This is a genomic window from Clostridium pascui (genome assembly GCF_016908015.1).
In the GTDB taxonomy this organism is placed as follows: domain Bacteria; phylum Bacillota; class Clostridia; order Clostridiales; family Clostridiaceae; genus Clostridium_AK; species Clostridium_AK pascui.
The window spans coordinates 35,845-51,478 of record NZ_JAFBDB010000002.1 but is presented as its reverse complement, the minus strand read 5'-3'; the positions used below and the strand labels follow the sequence as shown (position 1 = coordinate 51,478).

Genomic DNA, 15,634 nt, shown 5'->3' with positions numbered 1-15,634 from the left:
TCTCCAATTATATATTACTTTAAGAATCCTTGGTAATGTCTCATAACCAACTGTGATTCTATTTGTCTTACAGCTTCAAGCGCTACACTGACCATTATTAATAATCCTGTACCACCAAAGTAAACTCCTTTAAATGGAGTACTATTTGCTATAATTATAGGAAGAATAGCTATCATAGCAACAAAAATACCTCCTAGTATAGATATTCTTGTTAATATCTTATCTATATAGTTAGCAGTCGAATCTCCAGGTCTTATTCCTGGAATGAATCCTGATGATTTATGCATGTTTTCAGCCATTTCATCTGGCTTAAAAGTAACCTGAGTATAAAACCATGTAAAAAATATTACAAGGATAAAATATATAAGCATATACTGCAAGCTTCCTTCTTTGAACAAACTAAATTTACTTCCTGTAACAAAAGTATAAAATTTAGATTCTGGCCAAATAGCACCTATAGTGGCAGGAAACTGCATAACTGACATAGCAAATATAATTCCTATAACTCCTGCTGAGTTAACATTAATAGGAATATGAGTTGATTGTCCTTTATATACCCTACCGCCTACAGTCTTACCTGCATATTGAACAGGAATTCTTCTCTCTGCTAAACTCATGATAACTACTACTATAAATAAAGCTACTGCTAGAGCAGCAAACATTATCACTTGTATAAAGTTTACTTCTTCTACCTTCTGTAATGCAGCAACTTGATATATAGTATTTGGAATCCCAGATATAATATTGACAAATATTAAGAGTGATATACCATTACCTACACCTTTTACAGTAATCTTATCTCCAAACCACATTAAAAATGTGGATGCTGTCGTTAAAGTAAGAATAATCAAGAACATGTTTAGCCTTGATGCATCTTGTAGTGCCCCAGCTCTTGAAATTATAGCATACGTACTAAACGCCTGAACTATGGCAAAGAATATAGCTCCATAACGAGTATATTGCTGAATCTTCTTTCTACCATCTTCTCCTTCTTTAGAAAGTTGTTCTAAAGAAGGTAAAGCAATAGTTAACAGTTGAAAAATAATGGATGAGTTAATATACGGCCCTACACCCATTGCAAATATACTAAAATTACTGAAAGCACCACCAGATATCAAGTCATAAAAAGCAAACAAGTTTCCACCCTGTGAAAGAGCTTGTAACTTAGTTCGATCTATTCCAGGAACAAGGATAAAATTACCCATTCTAAAAAGAGCTAACATAAAAAATGTAAATATTAGTCTCTTTTTTAGATCTGGAACTTTCCAGGCATTACGTAGGGTTGATAACATTATATCACCTCAACTTTTCCTCCAGCTGTCTCAATCTTTTCAGCTGCTGCCTTGGAGAACTTTGTAGCTTTTACAGTTAACTTCTTAGTTAATTCGCCGTTTCCAAGAATTTTAACTCCATCGTATACTTTGCTTATTACTCCATTTTCCATTAATACTTCTGGAGTTACTTCTGTTCCATCTTCAAATATGTTTAATCTATCTACATTTATAGTAGCATATTCTTTTGCAAATATGTTCGTAAATCCTCTTTTAGGTAATCTTCTATATAAAGGCATCTGGCCACCTTCAAATCCTGGTCTTACACCGCCGCCTGATCTAGCATTCTGTCCCTTTTCTCCCTTACCTGCATTTCTTCCAAGGCCAGAACCTGTACCTCTTCCGACTCTTTTAGGAGCTTTTCTAGAACCTTCTGCTGGTCTTAATTCGTGAAGTTTCATTATAGTTACACCTCCTCTTTTACTGTACTTCTTCTACATCTAAAAGGTAGCTTACCTTATTTATCATTCCTCTAATTTGAGGAGTGTCATCATGTTCAACAGTTTTACCGATTTTCTTTAATCCAAGAGCGGTAACTGTAGCTATCTGATCTTTTCTTCTACCAATTGTACTTCTTTTTAAAGTAATTTTAAGTTTAGCCAAGGCTATTCCCTCCTAACCTAAGATCTCTTCAACGGTTTTTCCTCTTAGCTTAGCTATTTGCTCAGCTGTTCTTACTTTTGATAAACCGTCGATAGTTGCATTAACCATGTTTCTTGGGTTATTGGAACCTAAAGATTTTGCTCTAACATCTTTTAATCCTGCTAGTTCAAGTACTGCTCTAACTGGACCCCCAGCTATAACTCCTGTACCTTCTTTAGATTTCATTATAAGTACTCTTCCAGTACCGAATTTACCTTCTATATTATGTGGAACTGTAGTTCCAACCATTGCAACTTCCACTAAATTCTTCTTTGCGTCTTCTATGCCTTTTCTAATTGCTTCAGGTATTTCTATAGATTTTCCCATACCTACGCCTACATGACCATTTTCGTCTCCTACTACAACGAGGGCGCTAAATCTAAAGTTTCTACCACCTTTAACAACCTTAGCAACTCTATTAATAAAAACCACTTTTTCCTTCAAGTTTAAAGTGCTAGGATCTATTCTCATTTATTTCCCTCCTTTATTAGAATTGTAAACCTGCTTCTCTTGCACCTTCGGCAAGTTGTTGCACTCTTCCGTGATAAATGTATCCGCCTCTATCAAATACTACTTTAGTAATTCCTTTTTCTATAGCTTTTTTAGCTACGGACTGGCCTACTAATTTAGCTCCTTCTTTATTGCTTCCAACTGCACTGAATTCTTTTTCTAAACTGGAAGCTGAAACTAAAGTTACTCCATTTATGTCATCAACTATCTGAGCATATATGTTTTTTTCGCTTCTATATACTGCAAGTCTTGGCATTTCAGGAGTTCCAAAAACTTTTTTACGAACTCTTATGTGACGTCTCACTCTTGATTCTTGTCTATCTTGCTTATTAATCATTGAAACTCACTCCTTTCTTATTATTTCTTACCAGTCTTACCTTCCTTACGTCTAATAACTTCGTTATCATACTTAATACCTTTTCCTTTGTAAGGTTCAGGTTTTCTCCAACTTCTTATATCAGCAGCAACGTTTCCTACCTTTTGTTTATCTATACCGCTAACTACTACCTTGTTATTTCCTTCAACTTGGAATTGAACACCTTCTACTGGTTCTATTTCAACTGGATGTGAGAATCCTAAGCTCATTACTAATTTATTTCCCTGTACTTGAGCTCTATAACCTACACCAACTAATTCTAAAGTTTTTTTGTATCCTTCAGTTACTCCAATAATCATATTATTGATTAAAGCTCTTGTTAATCCATGAAGAGCTCTGTTTTGTTTTTGATCATTATCTCTTGTTACTACAACAGAATTATCTTCAACAGCTATATTAATAGCAGTGTTCATAGCTTTAACAAGTTCACCCTTTGGTCCTTTTACAGTAACAACGTTGTCTGGTGTTACTGCGAAAGTTACACCATTAGGTATAGCTATTGGAAGTCTACCAATTCTTGACATAATTACACCTCCTGTTTCCTAATTACCATATGTAGCAAAGAACTTCTCCGCCTACAGCTAATTTTCTTGCTTCTCTATCTGTAACTATTCCTTTTGAAGTTGATACGATAGCTACTCCTAATCCATTCAACACTCTAGGAATCTCTTCTTTTCTGCAATATACTCTTAATCCTGGTTTTGATATTCTCTTTAAACCAGTAATAGTCTTCTCTTTATTCTGACCATATTTCATTGTTACTTTTAACATTGGAACTGATCCGTCAGTATATTCCTCAACGTTCTTTATATATCCTTCTTGTAACATTATGTTTGCAATAGCCTTCTTTATAGTTGAAGAAGGTATTTCTACAGTTTCATGTTTAACTATATTTGCGTTTCTTATACGAGTTAATAAATCAGCAATTGGGTCAGTCATTACCATTTAATGTGCCTCCTTTCCTATTCTATATTACCAGCTAGCTTTCTTGCATCCTGGTATCTGTCCTTTATATGCAAGTTCTCTAAAGCAAATACGGCATATACCAAACTTTCTTAGCACAGCGTGTGGTCTACCACATATTCTACATCTTGTATAAGCTCTAGTGGAATACTTAGGTTCTTTTTTCCATTTTTCTATCAAAGCTTTACGTGCCACAGTTTTCCCTCCTTAATTACTGAGCAAATGGCATTCCAAGGAATCTTAATAATTCTCTAGCTTCCTCGTCAGTCTTTGCAGTAGTTACAAATGTTATATCCATTCCTCTAACTTTATCAATTTTATCATATTCAATTTCTGGGAATATTAATTGTTCTTTAAGTCCTAATGAATAATTTCCTCTACCATCAAAAGACTTATCAGAGATTCCTCTAAAGTCTCTAACTCTTGGAAGAGCTACATTCATTAACTTATCTGCAAATTCATACATTGTGTTCTTTCTTAATGTTACCTTACATCCTATCGCCATGTTCTCTCTAATTTTGAAGTTAGCAATAGATTTTTTAGCTCTTGTTAATATTGGCTTTTGACCTGCTATTATAGTTAAATCGCTAACAGCTGATTCTAATACCTTCTGATTATCCTTAGCTTCTCCAATACCCATGTTAATAACTATTTTATCAAGCTTTGGAACTTCCATTATATTTTTATATCCGAACTTTTCCATTAAAGCTGGTACAACTTCTTTTTCATACTTTTCTTGTAATCTTGGATTCATTAAGTAAACCTCCTTTCAAGATTAGAATGTTTCTCCACACTTTTTACAAACTCTTACCTTAGTTCCGTCATCTAATAACTTATGACTTATTCTTGTTACTGATTTGCACTTTGTGCAGTATAACATAACTTTGGAACTATATATAGGTGCTTCTTTATGAACTATTCCACCCTGCATATTCTCTTTGCTTGGTTTTTGGTGTTTTGTAATTAAATTAACACCCTTAACTAATACTTTGTTAGTCTTAGGTGATACACTTACAACTTCACCTATTTTGCCTTTATCTTTACCAGATATAACCATTACAGTGTCCTGTTTTCTAACATGTATTTTATTCTGCATTCAAGTCACCTCCCTATCCTATAGAACTTCTGGTGCTAAGGATAAAATTTTTGTGAATTCTTTGTCTCTTATCTCTCTAGCTACAGGTCCAAAGATACGAGTACCCTTTGGCTGCTTATCATCTTTTATTATAACAGCCGCATTTTCATCAAATCTTATGTATGATCCGTCTGCTCTTCTTAATCCTTTAACAGATCTTACTATAACGGCTTTAACTACTTCACCTTTTTTAACAACACCGCCTGGTGTTGCACTCTTAACACTAGCAACGATTATATCGCCTATGTTACCCCATTTTCTTTTTGATCCACCTAATACTCTAATACACATTATTTCTTTAGCACCAGAGTTATCTGCAACTTTTAGTATAGTTTGCTGCTGAATCATTCAAATACCCTCCTTTCAGCCTTTGTAACTATTATTTTGCTTTTTCTACTATTTCTACAAGTCTCCATCTTTTATCTTTAGATAATGGTCTAGTTTCCATTATTACTACTCTATCATTCATCTTTGCTTCATTATTTTCATCATGAGCTTTAAATTTAGTTGTTCTATTAATTGTTTTTCCGTATAGTGGATGACGAACTTTTGTTTCAACTGCAACAACAATTGTCTTATCCATTTTATCAGAAACAACTCTACCTAATCTTGTCTTTCTTAATTTTCTTTCCACAGGATGAACCTCCTCTCAATTACTGCTCAATAGTCCTTAGTTCTGCTTCTCTAAGGATGGTTTTAATCTGGGCTATAGATTTTTTAACTTCTCTTATTCTCATTGGGTTTTCTAATTGGCCAGTAGCTAATTGAAATCTTAGGTTAAATAATTCGCCCTTAAGGTCATTTAATTTACCCTCTAAATCTTGTGGGTTGTTTTGTCTTAATTCTTGTAATTCTTTAGCCTTCATTGATTTCACCACCCATTTCCTCAAAGTCTGATCTTTTTACAAATTTAGTTGACACAGGTAGTTTGTGTGATGCAAGTCTCATAGCTTCTCTAGCAACCTTTTCTTCTACACCTGTTAACTCAAATAAAACTCTACCTGGTTTTATAACTGCTACCCAGTACTCTGGTGAACCTTTACCGGAACCCATACGTGTTTCAGCTGGCTTTTCAGTAACTGGTTTATCTGGGAAAATCTTTATCCAAAGTTTTCCTCCTCTTTTTATATATCTATTTATAGCTATTCTGGCTGATTCTATCTGATTGCTAGTAATCCAACCACATTCAGTAGCTTGTAAACCGTAATCACCATATGCTATAAAGTTTCCTCTTGTAGCCTTACCCTTCATTCTGCCGCGTTGTACTTTACGATGTTTAACTCTTTTAGGCATTAACATGTCATATTCCTCCTTCCCTATGCATTAACTTCTTCCTTTTTTTCTTTTTTAACTGGAAGAACTTCACCTCTATATACCCAAACTTTTATTCCTATTTTACCAAATGTAGTATCTGCTTCAGCAAATCCATAATCGATATCAGCTCTTAATGTCTGAAGTGGAATTGTGCCTTCATGATACTGTTCAGTTCTAGCTATGTCTGCTCCTCCAAGTCTTCCTGAGCAAGCAGTCTTAACACCTTTAACTCCTGATTTCATTGCTCTTTGTATAGTTTGCTTCATTGCTCTTCTGAAAGAAATTCTCTTTTCTAACTGTTGAGCAACATTTTCAGCCATTAATTGTGCATTTGTTTCTGCATTTTTAACTTCTACTATATTTATTAATATATTTTTATCATCTTTTACAAACTTCTTAAGTTCGTTTCTTAAAGCATCTATTCCTTGACCACCCTTACCAATTATCATTCCTGGTTTAGCAGTATAGATGTTTAACTTAACTCTTTTTGCAGCTCTTTCTATTTCTATTTTTGAGATTCCAGCAGCATAAGATTTTTTCTTTACGAATTCTCTTATATTATTGTCTTCTACTAAGTTATCTGCAAAATTCTTCTTATCAGAATACCATTTAGCATCCCAATCTTTAATTACTCCAACTCTTAAGCCGTGTGGATGTACTTTCTGACCCATCTGTTTCCCTCCTTCTTTTTAAGCTCTTTCTTTAACAACTAATGTTATATGACTAGTTCTTTTAAGTATTCTAAAAGCTCTACCTTGTGCATGAGGTTGAAATCTCTTTAATACAGGTCCCTGACAAGCGTAAGCTTCTGCTACATATAATGTATTTATATCTAAGTTTAAATTATTTTCTGCATTTGCTACAGCTGATTTTAAAACTTTTTCTACAACTACAGCTGCTCTTTTAGGAGTATATTTTAATATAGCAAAGGCCTCATTTACATTCTTATTTCTTATTAAATCAAGAACTATACCCACTTTCATTGGGGACATTCTTACATATTTAGCTATTGCTTTAGCTTCCATTATTATTACCTCCTTCCCGCATTATCTAACAGAACTTGATTTAGCTGTCTTATCTACATGACCTTTATAAGTTCTTGTTAGAGCAAATTCTCCTAATTTATGTCCTACCATATCTTCAGTAACATATACAGGAACATGTTTTCTTCCATCATGTACTGCTATAGTATGACCAATCATCTGTGGGAAAATAGTTGAACTTCTAGACCAAGTCTTTACAACTTTCTTTTCTCCATTTTTGTTCATTTCATTTATTTTCATTAAAAGTCCTTCGTGTATAAAAGGTCCTTTTTTAACAGATCTACTCAAATTTATGGCCTCCCTTCATATAACCGTTATAATAATCTTTGAAGAGAATAAAAATATTCTCTTCAAATTATTTAGTTCTTCTCTTAACGATAAGTCTATCTGAATATTTTTTATGTTTTCTAGTTTTGTATCCAAGTGCTGGTTTGCCCCATGGAGTAAGAGGACCTGGGCGTCCAACTGGTGTTCTACCTTCTCCACCACCGTGTGGATGGTCATTAGGATTCATTACAGAACCTCTAACTGTAGGTCTGAAACCTTTATGTCTTGTTCTTCCAGCTTTACCAATGTTAATTATATCATTAGTTAAATTTGATACTGTTCCTATAGTAGCTCTACATTCTACTCTAACGTATCTCATTTCTCCACTTGGAAGTCTTAAAGTTGCATAGTCTCCTTCTTTAGCCATTAACTGTGCGGAACTTCCTGCTGCTCTTACAAGCTGAGCACCTTTTCCTCTTGCTAATTCCACATTATGAACAATTGTACCTACTGGTATGTTCTTTAATGGCAAGCAGTTTCCTACTTTTATATCAGCTTCTGGTCCTGATACAATTGTATCCCCTACTTTTAATCCGTGTGGAGCAACTATGTATCTCTTTTCACCATCAGCATATACAACTAATGCTATAAATGCTGTTCTGTTTGGATCATATTCCACGCTAGAAACTTTAGCTGGAATTCCATCCTTATTTCTCTTGAAGTCTATTAATCTATATTTTCTCTTTGCACCGCCACCACGATGACGAACAGTTATTTTACCGGTATTATTTCTACCACCTGTTTTACTTAAAGAAACTAATAATGACTTTTCTGGCTCATTTGTTGTAATTTCTTCAAAAGTGCTCATAGTCATCTGTCTTCTACTTGGAGTGGTAGGTCTAAATGTTTTAACTGCCATTTGTAAACCTCCATTTCTTAGCTTATCTGGCTTATAGCCACTAACGCTTTAATTTAATATTACATTCCTTCGAAGAATTCTATAGCTTTACTATCTTGAGCTAGTTTAACTACAGCTTTCTTGTAATCAGGTCTTTTTCCAAAGTGCACTCCAACTCTCTTGTTCTTTCCAAGAATGTTTGCAGTTCTCACTTCTTCTACCTTTACGCCAAATACTGCTTCAACAGCTGTTTTTATTTGGCACTTATTAGCATGCTTATCTACGATAAAGGTGTACTGCTTATCTCCCATAGAAGCCATACTTTTTTCAGTTATAACAGGTCTTCTTATTATATCATAATTTGTTAGCTTCATTATGCATACACCTCCTCAACTTTAGATACAGCATCCTTAGTTATAATAAACTTTTCATACTTTAAAATATCATATACATTTAAATTGTTTACTGGAATAACTGCTACTCCTTCAATGTTTCTAGCTGATTTATAAACATTTTCGTTTGATTCAGCTGTAACAATTAAAGTCTTTTTAGCTTCAAAAGCTTTCAACATAGCAACCATTTCCTTAGTCTTTGGAGTTTCTAATTCAAGATTTTCTAATACTATCATGCTATTATCTTTAACTTTTGCAGATAAAGCTGATTTCATAGCAACCCTTCTCATTGACTTTGGAATTGAAACTCTATAACTTCTTGGCTTTGGAGCAAAAACAATACCTCCGTGTATCCATTGTGGAGATCTTGTTGATCCTTGTCTTGCTCTACCAGTTCCCTTTTGTCTCCAAGGCTTTATTCCGCCTCCAGAAACTTCTGCTCTTGTCTTTGCAGACTGAGTTCCTTGTCTTTTATTAGCTAATTGAGCTACAACTACTTGATGTAATGCATACTCATTAATTTCAGTAGCAAATATATTATCTGCTAATTGAACATCTCCAACCTTTTGACCTTGTTTATTAAATAATCCTACTGTAGGCATTCTGCATCCTCCTTTCTACAAAAATTAAGCTTTAACGGTATTTCTTATTACCACAAAACCTTTATTTGGTCCTGGTACTCCGCCCTTAATTAAAATTATATTTTTTTCTGGCATAATTTTAACAACTTCTAAATTTAATACAGTTGTATTTCTATTCCCCATGTGTCCAGGCATCTTCTTGTTTTTGAAAGTTCTTGATGGATCTGAAGAAGCTCCCATGGAACCTACTGATCTATGGAATTTAGAACCGTGTGTCATTGGTCCTCTGTGACCATTCCATCTTTTTATTGTACCTTGGAATCCCTTACCCTTGGAAACTCCAGATACGTCAACTTTATCTCCTGCTACAAATAAATCTGCCTTTAATTCCTGTCCTACTTGATAATCATTAGAATTCTCTAATTTGAATTCCTTTAATAATCTTTTAGATTCTACACCTGCTTTGCTGAAGTGACCCTTTAATGGCTTGTTAACTAATTTTTCTTTTATTACGCCATATCCTACCTGTATAGCCTCGTAACCATCTTTTTCAACAGTTTTCTTCTGAGTAACTACACATGGACCTGCTTCAATTACTGTTACAGGAACCACCTTATTGTTTTCATCAAATATCTGAGTCATTCCAAGCTTTTTACCTATTATAGCTTTTTTCAATTGTTACACCTCCTCAACATATTAGCGGACCACATTATTACGCAGTCATAATAGTTCGTAATAGTAAAATCTATTACAATTATAATTTTATTTCAATATCAACGCCTGCTGGTAAATCTAATCTCATTAACGCATCAACAGTCTTTGGTGATGGGCTAAGGATATCAATTAATCTCTTATGAGTTCTAATTTCAAACTGCTCTCTTGAATCTTTGTACTTATGTGGAGCTCTTAATATAGTAACAACATCTTTTTCTGTTGGTAGTGGCACTGGACCTGCTACCTTTGCTCCTGATGTTTTAGCAGTTTCAACAATTTTTTGAGCTGATTGATCTAAAATTGTGTGATCAAATGCTTTTAGTCTAATTCTAATTTTTTGTTTTGCCATTTAATTTCCCTCCTTTTTTCCTGCACGCTTTACTTCATACGTACAACAGCGGATATATTCTATAAACTGCTCCGGGTGTTGCATTATACACCACAACGAAGCACATCACAAAATAACCGTCGCCTGGTTCTAGACCAAAACTAACTAGGTTAAGAATTACCCGGAAGTCCGGCAACCTCTTACCTCATCGCTGTTATCACAATACAACTTCTATAGTATACACTATTTCTTTAAAGTTGACAAGTATTTTTTTTATTTTATCTAACAGCCCAATATATGTTATATATCTACACTTTATAAAAAAGAAGAGTGTAAAACACTCTTCTTTTGCTATGCATAGCTAAAGTATATACCTTGATTTGAAAATCTTCAACAATTTTTTTATTATTCTTCTATTGTAGTAACAACACCTGAACCTACTGTTCTTCCACCTTCTCTGATAGCGAATCTTAATCCTTCATCCATAGCTATTGGAGTGATTAATTCAACTTTCATGTCGATGTGGTCTCCTGGCATTACCATTTCCATTCCATCTGGTAATTTGATTGATCCTGTAACGTCTGTTGTTCTGAAATAGAACTGTGGTCTATATCCATCGAAGAATGGTGTGTGTCTTCCGCCTTCTTCTTTCTTTAATACGTATACCTGACCTACGAATTTCTTGTGTGGGTGTACAGAATTTGGTGCTGCTAATACTTGACCTCTTTCGATGTCATCTCTCTGTACTCCTCTTAATAATGCTCCAATGTTGTCTCCTGCCATTGCTGAGTCAAGTAACTTTCTGAACATTTCTATTCCTGTTACTACTGTCTTTCTCTTTTCTTCAGTTAATCCTACTACTTCTACTTCATCAGCTACTTTTAATATTCCTGATTCAACTCTTCCTGTTGCAACTGTTCCTCTTCCAGTGATTGTGAAGATATCTTCTACTGGCATTAAGAATGGTTTGTCAGTTGCTCTTTCTGGAGTTGGGATATATTCATCTACTGCTGCCATTAAGTCCATTATTGGTTTTGTATTTTCTTCATCTGTTTGGTTTTCTAATGCTTGTAGTGCAGATCCTACAACGATTGGTGCTTCGTCTCCATCGAATCCGTATTCACTTAATAATTCTCTTATTTCCATTTCTACTAATTCGATTAGTTCTGGATCATCTACCATATCTGCTTTGTTTAAGAATACTACTATTTTTTCAACTCCTACTCTGGAAGCTAGTAGTATGTGTTCTCTTGTCTGTGGCATTGGACCATCTGCTGCACTTACAACTAAGATAGCTCCATCCATCTGTGCTGCTCCTGTTATCATGTTCTTAACATAGTCAGCATGTCCTGGACAGTCAACGTGTGCATAGTGTCTGTTTTCTGTCTGATATTCAACGTGTGCTGTGTTGATTGTGATTCCTCTTTCTCTTTCTTCTGGTGCCTTATCTATTGATGCATAGTCAAATGCTTCTGCAAATCCCTTCTTGGATAATACTGTTGTTATTGCTGCTGTTAATGTTGTCTTACCATGGTCTACGTGACCTATTGTTCCTATGTTTACATGAGGTTTGTTTCTTTCAAATTTTGCCTTTGCCATTTTTTATTTCCTCCTTTATGTTAAACAATTATTTTGATGATGATATTTGTTCTTGTATACTCTTTGGAACTTCTTCAAAATGATCAAATGTCATTGAGTAAACTCCTCTACCCTGTGTTTTTGATCTTAAAGTAGTTGCATATCCAAACATTTCTGAAAGTGGTACAAAAGCTCTAATAATTTGTGCTCCATTATCTGGCTCCATACCTTCTATTCTACCTCTTCTGGAGTTAATGTCACCCATTACATCTCCCATATATTCCTCTGGCACAGTTACTTCAACCTTTTCCATAGGCTCAAGTAACACTGGGTCTGCTTTTGCCATTGCATTTTTAAATGCCATAGAACCTGCAATCTTAAATGCCATTTCAGATGAGTCAACGTCATGGTATGATCCATCAAATAATCTTATCTTAAAGTTAATAACTTCATATCCTGCAATTATACCAGTTCTTGAAGCTTCTCTTATACCATTATCAATAGGTGATATATATTCCTTAGGAATAGCTCCCCCAACAATAGCATTTTCGAATACATATTCTCCTTCTGTTGGTATCATTTCAATCCAACAATGACCGTACTGTCCACGTCCACCAGACTGTCTTACAAACTTACCTTCTGCCTTAACTGGCTTTCTGATAGTTTCTTTGTAAGCAACCTGTGGAGCTCCTACGTTACATTCAACCTTAAATTCTCTTTGAAGTCTATCAACAATTATTTCTAAGTGAAGTTCTCCCATACCTTGAATAATTGTTTGACCTGTCTCTTGATCAGTAAATGTTCTAAATGTTGGATCTTCTTCTGCAAGCTTTGATAAAGCTATACCCATTTTTTCCTGACCAGCCTTTGTCTTTGGCTCTATAGCTACAGATATAACTGGTTCTGGGAATTCCATTTTTTCAAGTATAACTGGATCTTTTTCATCACATAGAGTATCTCCAGTTGTAGTATCTTTCAATCCTACTACTGCACCAAGATCTCCTGCACGTAATTCTTCAACATCTTCTCTGTGATTAGCATGCATTTTAACTAATCTACCGATTCTTTCTTTCTTACCCTTTGTAGAGTTATATACATATGTACCACTTGTCATTATACCTGAATAAACTCTAACGAATGCAAGTTTACCTATGAATGGATCAGTAGCTATTTTAAATGCTAATGTAGACATTGGTTCTTCGTCAGACGCATGTCTTTCCATATCTGCTCCTGTTTCTACATCATGACCCTTTATAGCTGGAATATCTACTGGTGAAGGCATATATTTAACGATAGCATCTATCATTGGCTGAACACCTTTGTTCTTATAAGAAGATCCACAAATAACTGGAACTATCTTATTAGCTATAACGCCTTTTCTTAGCGCACCATTTAATTCTTCAATTGTTATTTCTTCACCTTCTAGGTACTTCATCATTAATTCTTCATCAACTTCAACTATAGCTTCTACCATTGCAGCTCTGTATTCTTCAACTAAGTCCTTCATATCTTCTGGAACTTCACTTGTATCCATAGTTGTACCAAGGTCATCTGTATATATATGAGCCTCTTGAGTTATTAAGTCTACAAATCCCTTAAAGTAATCTTCCTTACCTATTGGAAGCTGAATTGGGACTGCATTTGCATGAAGTCTATCCCTCATCATGTTTACAACTCTAAAGAAATCGGCTCCTATTATATCCATCTTATTAACATAAGCCATTCTTGGAACTTTATACTTGTCTGCCTGTCTCCATACTGTTTCAGTCTGTGGTTCAACCCCACCCTTTGCAGTAAGAACTGTAACAGCCCCGTCAAGTACTCTTAGTGATCTTTCAACTTCAACGGTAAAATCTACGTGTCCTGGTGTGTCTATTATGTTTATAACATGATCTTTCCACATACATGTTGTTGCAGCAGATGTTATTGTTATACCTCTCTCCTGCTCCTGTACCATCCAGTCCATGGTAGCTCCACCTTCATGTACTTCCCCTATTTTATGAGTTTTACCAGTATAAAATAATATACGCTCTGTAGTTGTAGTTTTACCTGCATCTATGTGAGCCATTATTCCTATATTACGAAATTTTTCTAATGGAAACTGTCTTGCCACTGTATTTCCTCCTCTCGCTTTTGCTATGCAAATCAATTTTAAAATTTGATAAAACTGTCTTGGTAATATACCAAAACAGTTTTATTTTAATATTAGTATCTGTAATGTGCAAAAGCTTTGTTAGCTTCAGCCATCTTATGAGTATCTTCTCTTTTCTTAACAGATGCACCAGTATTATTAGCTGCATCCATTAATTCAGCAGCTAGTCTTTCTCTCATGTATCTCTCGCCTCTTTTTGCAGTTGCTGCAAGGATCCATCTAATACCTAATGTCTGTCTTCTTTCTGGTCTTACTTCCATTGGAACCTGGTATGTAGCACCACCAATTCTTCTTGCTTTTACTTCAAGTAAAGGCATTACATTGTTCATTGCTGCTTCAAACACTTCCATAGGTTCTTTCTGAGTTTTATTTTGGATTATTTCAAATGCATCGTAGCATATTTTTTGAGCTACTCCCTTTTTTCCGTCTTCCATTATACTGTTTATAAGTTTAGTAACTACTTTGCTATTGTGCATTGGATCTGGTAACACATCTCTTTTTGCTATATGTCCTTTTCTTGGCACTTTTCTTCCCTCCTTAACAATTAAAAGTTTAAGTTCATCGGTACTCGGCTAAAAACCTTAACCGTAAAGTGCTTTGTACTTCTGCAAATTTATGAATATTTATATATAAACGCCGAAGACACAGCACCAATTTAGTTTAGATTATTTTTGTTTTGGTCTCTTAGCACCATACTTTGATCTGCTTTGAAGTCTGTTTGCAACTCCAGCTGAATCAAGAGCTCCTCTAACGATGTGATATCTCACACCTGGAAGATCTTTAACTCTTCCGCCTCTTATAAGAACAACACTGTGTTCTTGTAAGTTGTGTCCTATACCTGGAATGTATCCAGTAACTTCATATCCATTTGTAAGTCTAATTCTCGCAACTTTTCTTAATGCTGAGTTAGGCTTCTTTGGAGTAGTAGTTTTAACTACAGTACACACTCCTCTTTTTTGTGGGCATTGCTTTAATGCTGGTGCTGTTGACTTAGTTTCTACCATTTTTCTACCTTTTCTTACTAATTGGTTAATAGTTGGCATTCTTACACCTCCTCAATGTATTCGACTAAAATTCTATAAATTAAATTTAAGAATCAGCAACTATTCATTTAGTATAACTGCTGTGGCTGCTCCAACTTCTATGCCACACAGCTTTCCAAGCTCTTTCATAGTGTCAATGTATACTATATCAAGGGAATTATACTGAGCAGCAATTTTAACTTCTTCTACTAACTTATTATCAGCATCTTTAGCAATATATACCTTTTTGCCAGTTCCACTTTTAATAGCTCTCAAAGATTGCTTAAAACCGACAACTTTTTTGCCTTTAAGCCTGTCGATCATTCTTAATCCCCCTTTTGACATATTACAAGAGGTAAAGCTTGTATCTTTACCTCTTCTTTGTAAG

The 15,634-nt window shown here is 34.8% G+C and carries 27 protein-coding genes; all 27 read right to left on the bottom strand.

Annotated features, from left to right (window positions below):
• Nucleotides 1-14: 14 nt before the first annotated feature.
• Nucleotides 15-1,292 (bottom strand): preprotein translocase subunit SecY, encoded by a 1,278-nt coding sequence (gene secY / locus JOC70_RS05375; protein WP_204597878.1) that lies wholly within the window; start codon nt 1,290-1,292, stop codon nt 15-17.
• A complete protein-coding gene (gene rplO / locus JOC70_RS05370; RefSeq protein WP_035306474.1) occupies nt 1,292-1,732 on the bottom strand; it encodes a 50S ribosomal protein L15 in 441 nt (146 codons plus the stop codon). The genes secY and rplO overlap by 1 nt, the downstream gene beginning before the upstream one ends.
• A gap of 19 nt (nt 1,733-1,751) precedes the next feature.
• Nucleotides 1,752-1,934, bottom strand: coding sequence for a 50S ribosomal protein L30 (rpmD, locus tag JOC70_RS05365; RefSeq protein WP_035306470.1), 183 nt, complete (start codon nt 1,932-1,934; stop codon nt 1,752-1,754).
• A 12-nt stretch (nt 1,935-1,946) separates the two neighbouring features.
• Nucleotides 1,947-2,444 (bottom strand): 30S ribosomal protein S5, encoded by a 498-nt coding sequence (gene rpsE / locus JOC70_RS05360; protein WP_035306466.1) that lies wholly within the window; start codon nt 2,442-2,444, stop codon nt 1,947-1,949.
• Nucleotides 2,445-2,460: 16 nt separating this feature from the next.
• Nucleotides 2,461-2,820, bottom strand: a complete 360-nt coding sequence (gene rplR, locus JOC70_RS05355; protein WP_035306462.1) for a 50S ribosomal protein L18 — start codon at nt 2,818-2,820, stop codon at nt 2,461-2,463.
• Between the two features lie 20 nt (nt 2,821-2,840).
• Entirely contained in the window at nt 2,841-3,383 is a 543-nt protein-coding gene (gene rplF, locus JOC70_RS05350; protein WP_204597877.1) for a 50S ribosomal protein L6, read from the bottom strand.
• Nucleotides 3,384-3,405: 22 nt separating this feature from the next.
• Nucleotides 3,406-3,804, bottom strand: a complete 399-nt coding sequence (gene rpsH, locus JOC70_RS05345; RefSeq protein WP_035306457.1) for a 30S ribosomal protein S8 — start codon at nt 3,802-3,804, stop codon at nt 3,406-3,408.
• A gap of 27 nt (nt 3,805-3,831) precedes the next feature.
• Nucleotides 3,832-4,017 (bottom strand): type Z 30S ribosomal protein S14, encoded by a 186-nt coding sequence (locus JOC70_RS05340; protein ID WP_035306453.1) that lies wholly within the window; start codon nt 4,015-4,017, stop codon nt 3,832-3,834.
• A 16-nt stretch (nt 4,018-4,033) separates the two neighbouring features.
• Nucleotides 4,034-4,576, bottom strand: coding sequence for a 50S ribosomal protein L5 (gene rplE, locus JOC70_RS05335; RefSeq protein ID WP_035306451.1), 543 nt, complete (start codon nt 4,574-4,576; stop codon nt 4,034-4,036).
• Between the two features lie 21 nt (nt 4,577-4,597).
• The gene (rplX, locus tag JOC70_RS05330; protein WP_204597876.1) at nt 4,598-4,918 is read right to left on the bottom strand and encodes a 50S ribosomal protein L24; all 321 of its coding nucleotides are present in this window, start codon (nt 4,916-4,918) and stop codon (nt 4,598-4,600) included.
• An 18-nt stretch (nt 4,919-4,936) separates the two neighbouring features.
• Nucleotides 4,937-5,305, bottom strand: coding sequence for a 50S ribosomal protein L14 (gene rplN / locus JOC70_RS05325; RefSeq protein WP_035306444.1), 369 nt, complete (start codon nt 5,303-5,305; stop codon nt 4,937-4,939).
• A gap of 31 nt (nt 5,306-5,336) precedes the next feature.
• The gene (rpsQ, locus tag JOC70_RS05320) at nt 5,337-5,591 is read right to left on the bottom strand and encodes a 30S ribosomal protein S17 (protein ID WP_097027212.1); all 255 of its coding nucleotides are present in this window, start codon (nt 5,589-5,591) and stop codon (nt 5,337-5,339) included.
• A gap of 19 nt (nt 5,592-5,610) precedes the next feature.
• The gene (gene rpmC, locus JOC70_RS05315; protein ID WP_035306437.1) at nt 5,611-5,823 is read right to left on the bottom strand and encodes a 50S ribosomal protein L29; all 213 of its coding nucleotides are present in this window, start codon (nt 5,821-5,823) and stop codon (nt 5,611-5,613) included.
• On the bottom strand, nt 5,813-6,256 hold the full coding sequence (gene rplP, locus JOC70_RS05310; protein ID WP_204597875.1) for a 50S ribosomal protein L16: 444 nt from the start codon (nt 6,254-6,256) through the stop codon (nt 5,813-5,815). Before rplP ends, rpmC begins: the two co-directional genes overlap by 11 nt.
• Before the next feature lie 17 nt (nt 6,257-6,273).
• On the bottom strand, nt 6,274-6,942 hold the full coding sequence (rpsC, locus tag JOC70_RS05305) for a 30S ribosomal protein S3 (protein WP_035306432.1): 669 nt from the start codon (nt 6,940-6,942) through the stop codon (nt 6,274-6,276).
• A gap of 18 nt (nt 6,943-6,960) precedes the next feature.
• Nucleotides 6,961-7,296: a 50S ribosomal protein L22 gene (gene rplV / locus JOC70_RS05300; protein ID WP_035306430.1), complete on the bottom strand. Its 336-nt coding sequence runs from the start codon at nt 7,294-7,296 to the stop codon at nt 6,961-6,963.
• A gap of 21 nt (nt 7,297-7,317) precedes the next feature.
• On the bottom strand, nt 7,318-7,602 hold the full coding sequence (gene rpsS / locus JOC70_RS05295) for a 30S ribosomal protein S19 (RefSeq protein ID WP_035306427.1): 285 nt from the start codon (nt 7,600-7,602) through the stop codon (nt 7,318-7,320).
• Nucleotides 7,603-7,669: 67 nt separating this feature from the next.
• The gene (rplB, locus tag JOC70_RS05290) at nt 7,670-8,500 is read right to left on the bottom strand and encodes a 50S ribosomal protein L2 (protein WP_204597874.1); all 831 of its coding nucleotides are present in this window, start codon (nt 8,498-8,500) and stop codon (nt 7,670-7,672) included.
• Nucleotides 8,501-8,559: 59 nt separating this feature from the next.
• Nucleotides 8,560-8,853: a 50S ribosomal protein L23 gene (gene rplW / locus JOC70_RS05285; protein ID WP_204597873.1), complete on the bottom strand. Its 294-nt coding sequence runs from the start codon at nt 8,851-8,853 to the stop codon at nt 8,560-8,562.
• Nucleotides 8,853-9,473, bottom strand: coding sequence for a 50S ribosomal protein L4 (rplD, locus tag JOC70_RS05280; protein ID WP_204597872.1), 621 nt, complete (start codon nt 9,471-9,473; stop codon nt 8,853-8,855). The genes rplW and rplD overlap by 1 nt, the downstream gene beginning before the upstream one ends.
• 24 nt (nt 9,474-9,497) lie before the next feature.
• Entirely contained in the window at nt 9,498-10,127 is a 630-nt protein-coding gene (gene rplC, locus JOC70_RS05275) for a 50S ribosomal protein L3 (RefSeq protein WP_204597871.1), read from the bottom strand.
• A 79-nt stretch (nt 10,128-10,206) separates the two neighbouring features.
• Nucleotides 10,207-10,515, bottom strand: a complete 309-nt coding sequence (gene rpsJ, locus JOC70_RS05270; protein ID WP_204597870.1) for a 30S ribosomal protein S10 — start codon at nt 10,513-10,515, stop codon at nt 10,207-10,209.
• Between the two features lie 384 nt (nt 10,516-10,899).
• The gene (gene tuf / locus JOC70_RS05265) at nt 10,900-12,093 is read right to left on the bottom strand and encodes an elongation factor Tu (protein WP_204597869.1); all 1,194 of its coding nucleotides are present in this window, start codon (nt 12,091-12,093) and stop codon (nt 10,900-10,902) included.
• 28 nt (nt 12,094-12,121) lie between these two features.
• Complete coding sequence (fusA, locus tag JOC70_RS05260; protein WP_204597868.1) at nt 12,122-14,185, bottom strand: elongation factor G; 2,064 nt, start codon at nt 14,183-14,185, stop codon at nt 12,122-12,124.
• Nucleotides 14,186-14,277: 92 nt separating this feature from the next.
• Nucleotides 14,278-14,748 carry a 30S ribosomal protein S7 gene (rpsG, locus tag JOC70_RS05255; protein ID WP_204597867.1) on the bottom strand — a complete coding sequence of 157 codons (471 nt, stop codon included), beginning with the start codon at nt 14,746-14,748 and terminating at the stop codon, nt 14,278-14,280.
• A gap of 141 nt (nt 14,749-14,889) precedes the next feature.
• Complete coding sequence (rpsL, locus tag JOC70_RS05250; RefSeq protein WP_035311698.1) at nt 14,890-15,267, bottom strand: 30S ribosomal protein S12; 378 nt, start codon at nt 15,265-15,267, stop codon at nt 14,890-14,892.
• A 60-nt stretch (nt 15,268-15,327) separates the two neighbouring features.
• Nucleotides 15,328-15,570 (bottom strand): ribosomal L7Ae/L30e/S12e/Gadd45 family protein, encoded by a 243-nt coding sequence (locus JOC70_RS05245; RefSeq protein WP_186431332.1) that lies wholly within the window; start codon nt 15,568-15,570, stop codon nt 15,328-15,330.
• Between the last annotated feature and the right edge of the window lie 64 nt (nt 15,571-15,634).

What these genes read in the sequence shown, in the direction of transcription:
- rplR (WP_035306462.1), bottom strand. Translation starts at nt 2,820, where the DNA reads ATGATTAATAAGCAAGATAGACAAGAATCAAGAGTGAGACGTCACATA.
- rplW (WP_204597873.1), bottom strand. Translation starts at nt 8,853, where the DNA reads ATGAAGCTAACAAATTATGATATAATAAGAAGACCTGTTATAACTGAA.
- tuf (WP_204597869.1), bottom strand. Translation starts at nt 12,093, where the DNA reads ATGGCAAAGGCAAAATTTGAAAGAAACAAACCTCATGTAAACATAGGA.
- rpsC (WP_035306432.1), bottom strand. Translation starts at nt 6,942, where the DNA reads ATGGGTCAGAAAGTACATCCACACGGCTTAAGAGTTGGAGTAATTAAA.
- rplD (WP_204597872.1), bottom strand. Translation starts at nt 9,473, where the DNA reads ATGCCTACAGTAGGATTATTTAATAAACAAGGTCAAAAGGTTGGAGAT.
- rplV (WP_035306430.1), bottom strand. Translation starts at nt 7,296, where the DNA reads ATGGAAGCTAAAGCAATAGCTAAATATGTAAGAATGTCCCCAATGAAA.
- rplE (WP_035306451.1), bottom strand. Translation starts at nt 4,576, where the DNA reads ATGAATCCAAGATTACAAGAAAAGTATGAAAAAGAAGTTGTACCAGCT.
- secY (WP_204597878.1), bottom strand. Translation starts at nt 1,292, where the DNA reads ATGTTATCAACCCTACGTAATGCCTGGAAAGTTCCAGATCTAAAAAAG.
- rplB (WP_204597874.1), bottom strand. Translation starts at nt 8,500, where the DNA reads ATGGCAGTTAAAACATTTAGACCTACCACTCCAAGTAGAAGACAGATG.
- rplO (WP_035306474.1), bottom strand. Translation starts at nt 1,732, where the DNA reads ATGAAACTTCACGAATTAAGACCAGCAGAAGGTTCTAGAAAAGCTCCT.
- rplF (WP_204597877.1), bottom strand. Translation starts at nt 3,383, where the DNA reads ATGTCAAGAATTGGTAGACTTCCAATAGCTATACCTAATGGTGTAACT.
- rpsL (WP_035311698.1), bottom strand. Translation starts at nt 15,267, where the DNA reads ATGCCAACTATTAACCAATTAGTAAGAAAAGGTAGAAAAATGGTAGAA.
- rpsH (WP_035306457.1), bottom strand. Translation starts at nt 3,804, where the DNA reads ATGGTAATGACTGACCCAATTGCTGATTTATTAACTCGTATAAGAAAC.
- rpsE (WP_035306466.1), bottom strand. Translation starts at nt 2,444, where the DNA reads ATGAGAATAGATCCTAGCACTTTAAACTTGAAGGAAAAAGTGGTTTTT.
- JOC70_RS05245 (WP_186431332.1), bottom strand. Translation starts at nt 15,570, where the DNA reads ATGATCGACAGGCTTAAAGGCAAAAAAGTTGTCGGTTTTAAGCAATCT.
- rpsJ (WP_204597870.1), bottom strand. Translation starts at nt 10,515, where the DNA reads ATGGCAAAACAAAAAATTAGAATTAGACTAAAAGCATTTGATCACACA.
- rplN (WP_035306444.1), bottom strand. Translation starts at nt 5,305, where the DNA reads ATGATTCAGCAGCAAACTATACTAAAAGTTGCAGATAACTCTGGTGCT.
- rpmC (WP_035306437.1), bottom strand. Translation starts at nt 5,823, where the DNA reads ATGAAGGCTAAAGAATTACAAGAATTAAGACAAAACAACCCACAAGAT.
- rplP (WP_204597875.1), bottom strand. Translation starts at nt 6,256, where the DNA reads ATGTTAATGCCTAAAAGAGTTAAACATCGTAAAGTACAACGCGGCAGA.
- rplX (WP_204597876.1), bottom strand. Translation starts at nt 4,918, where the DNA reads ATGCAGAATAAAATACATGTTAGAAAACAGGACACTGTAATGGTTATA.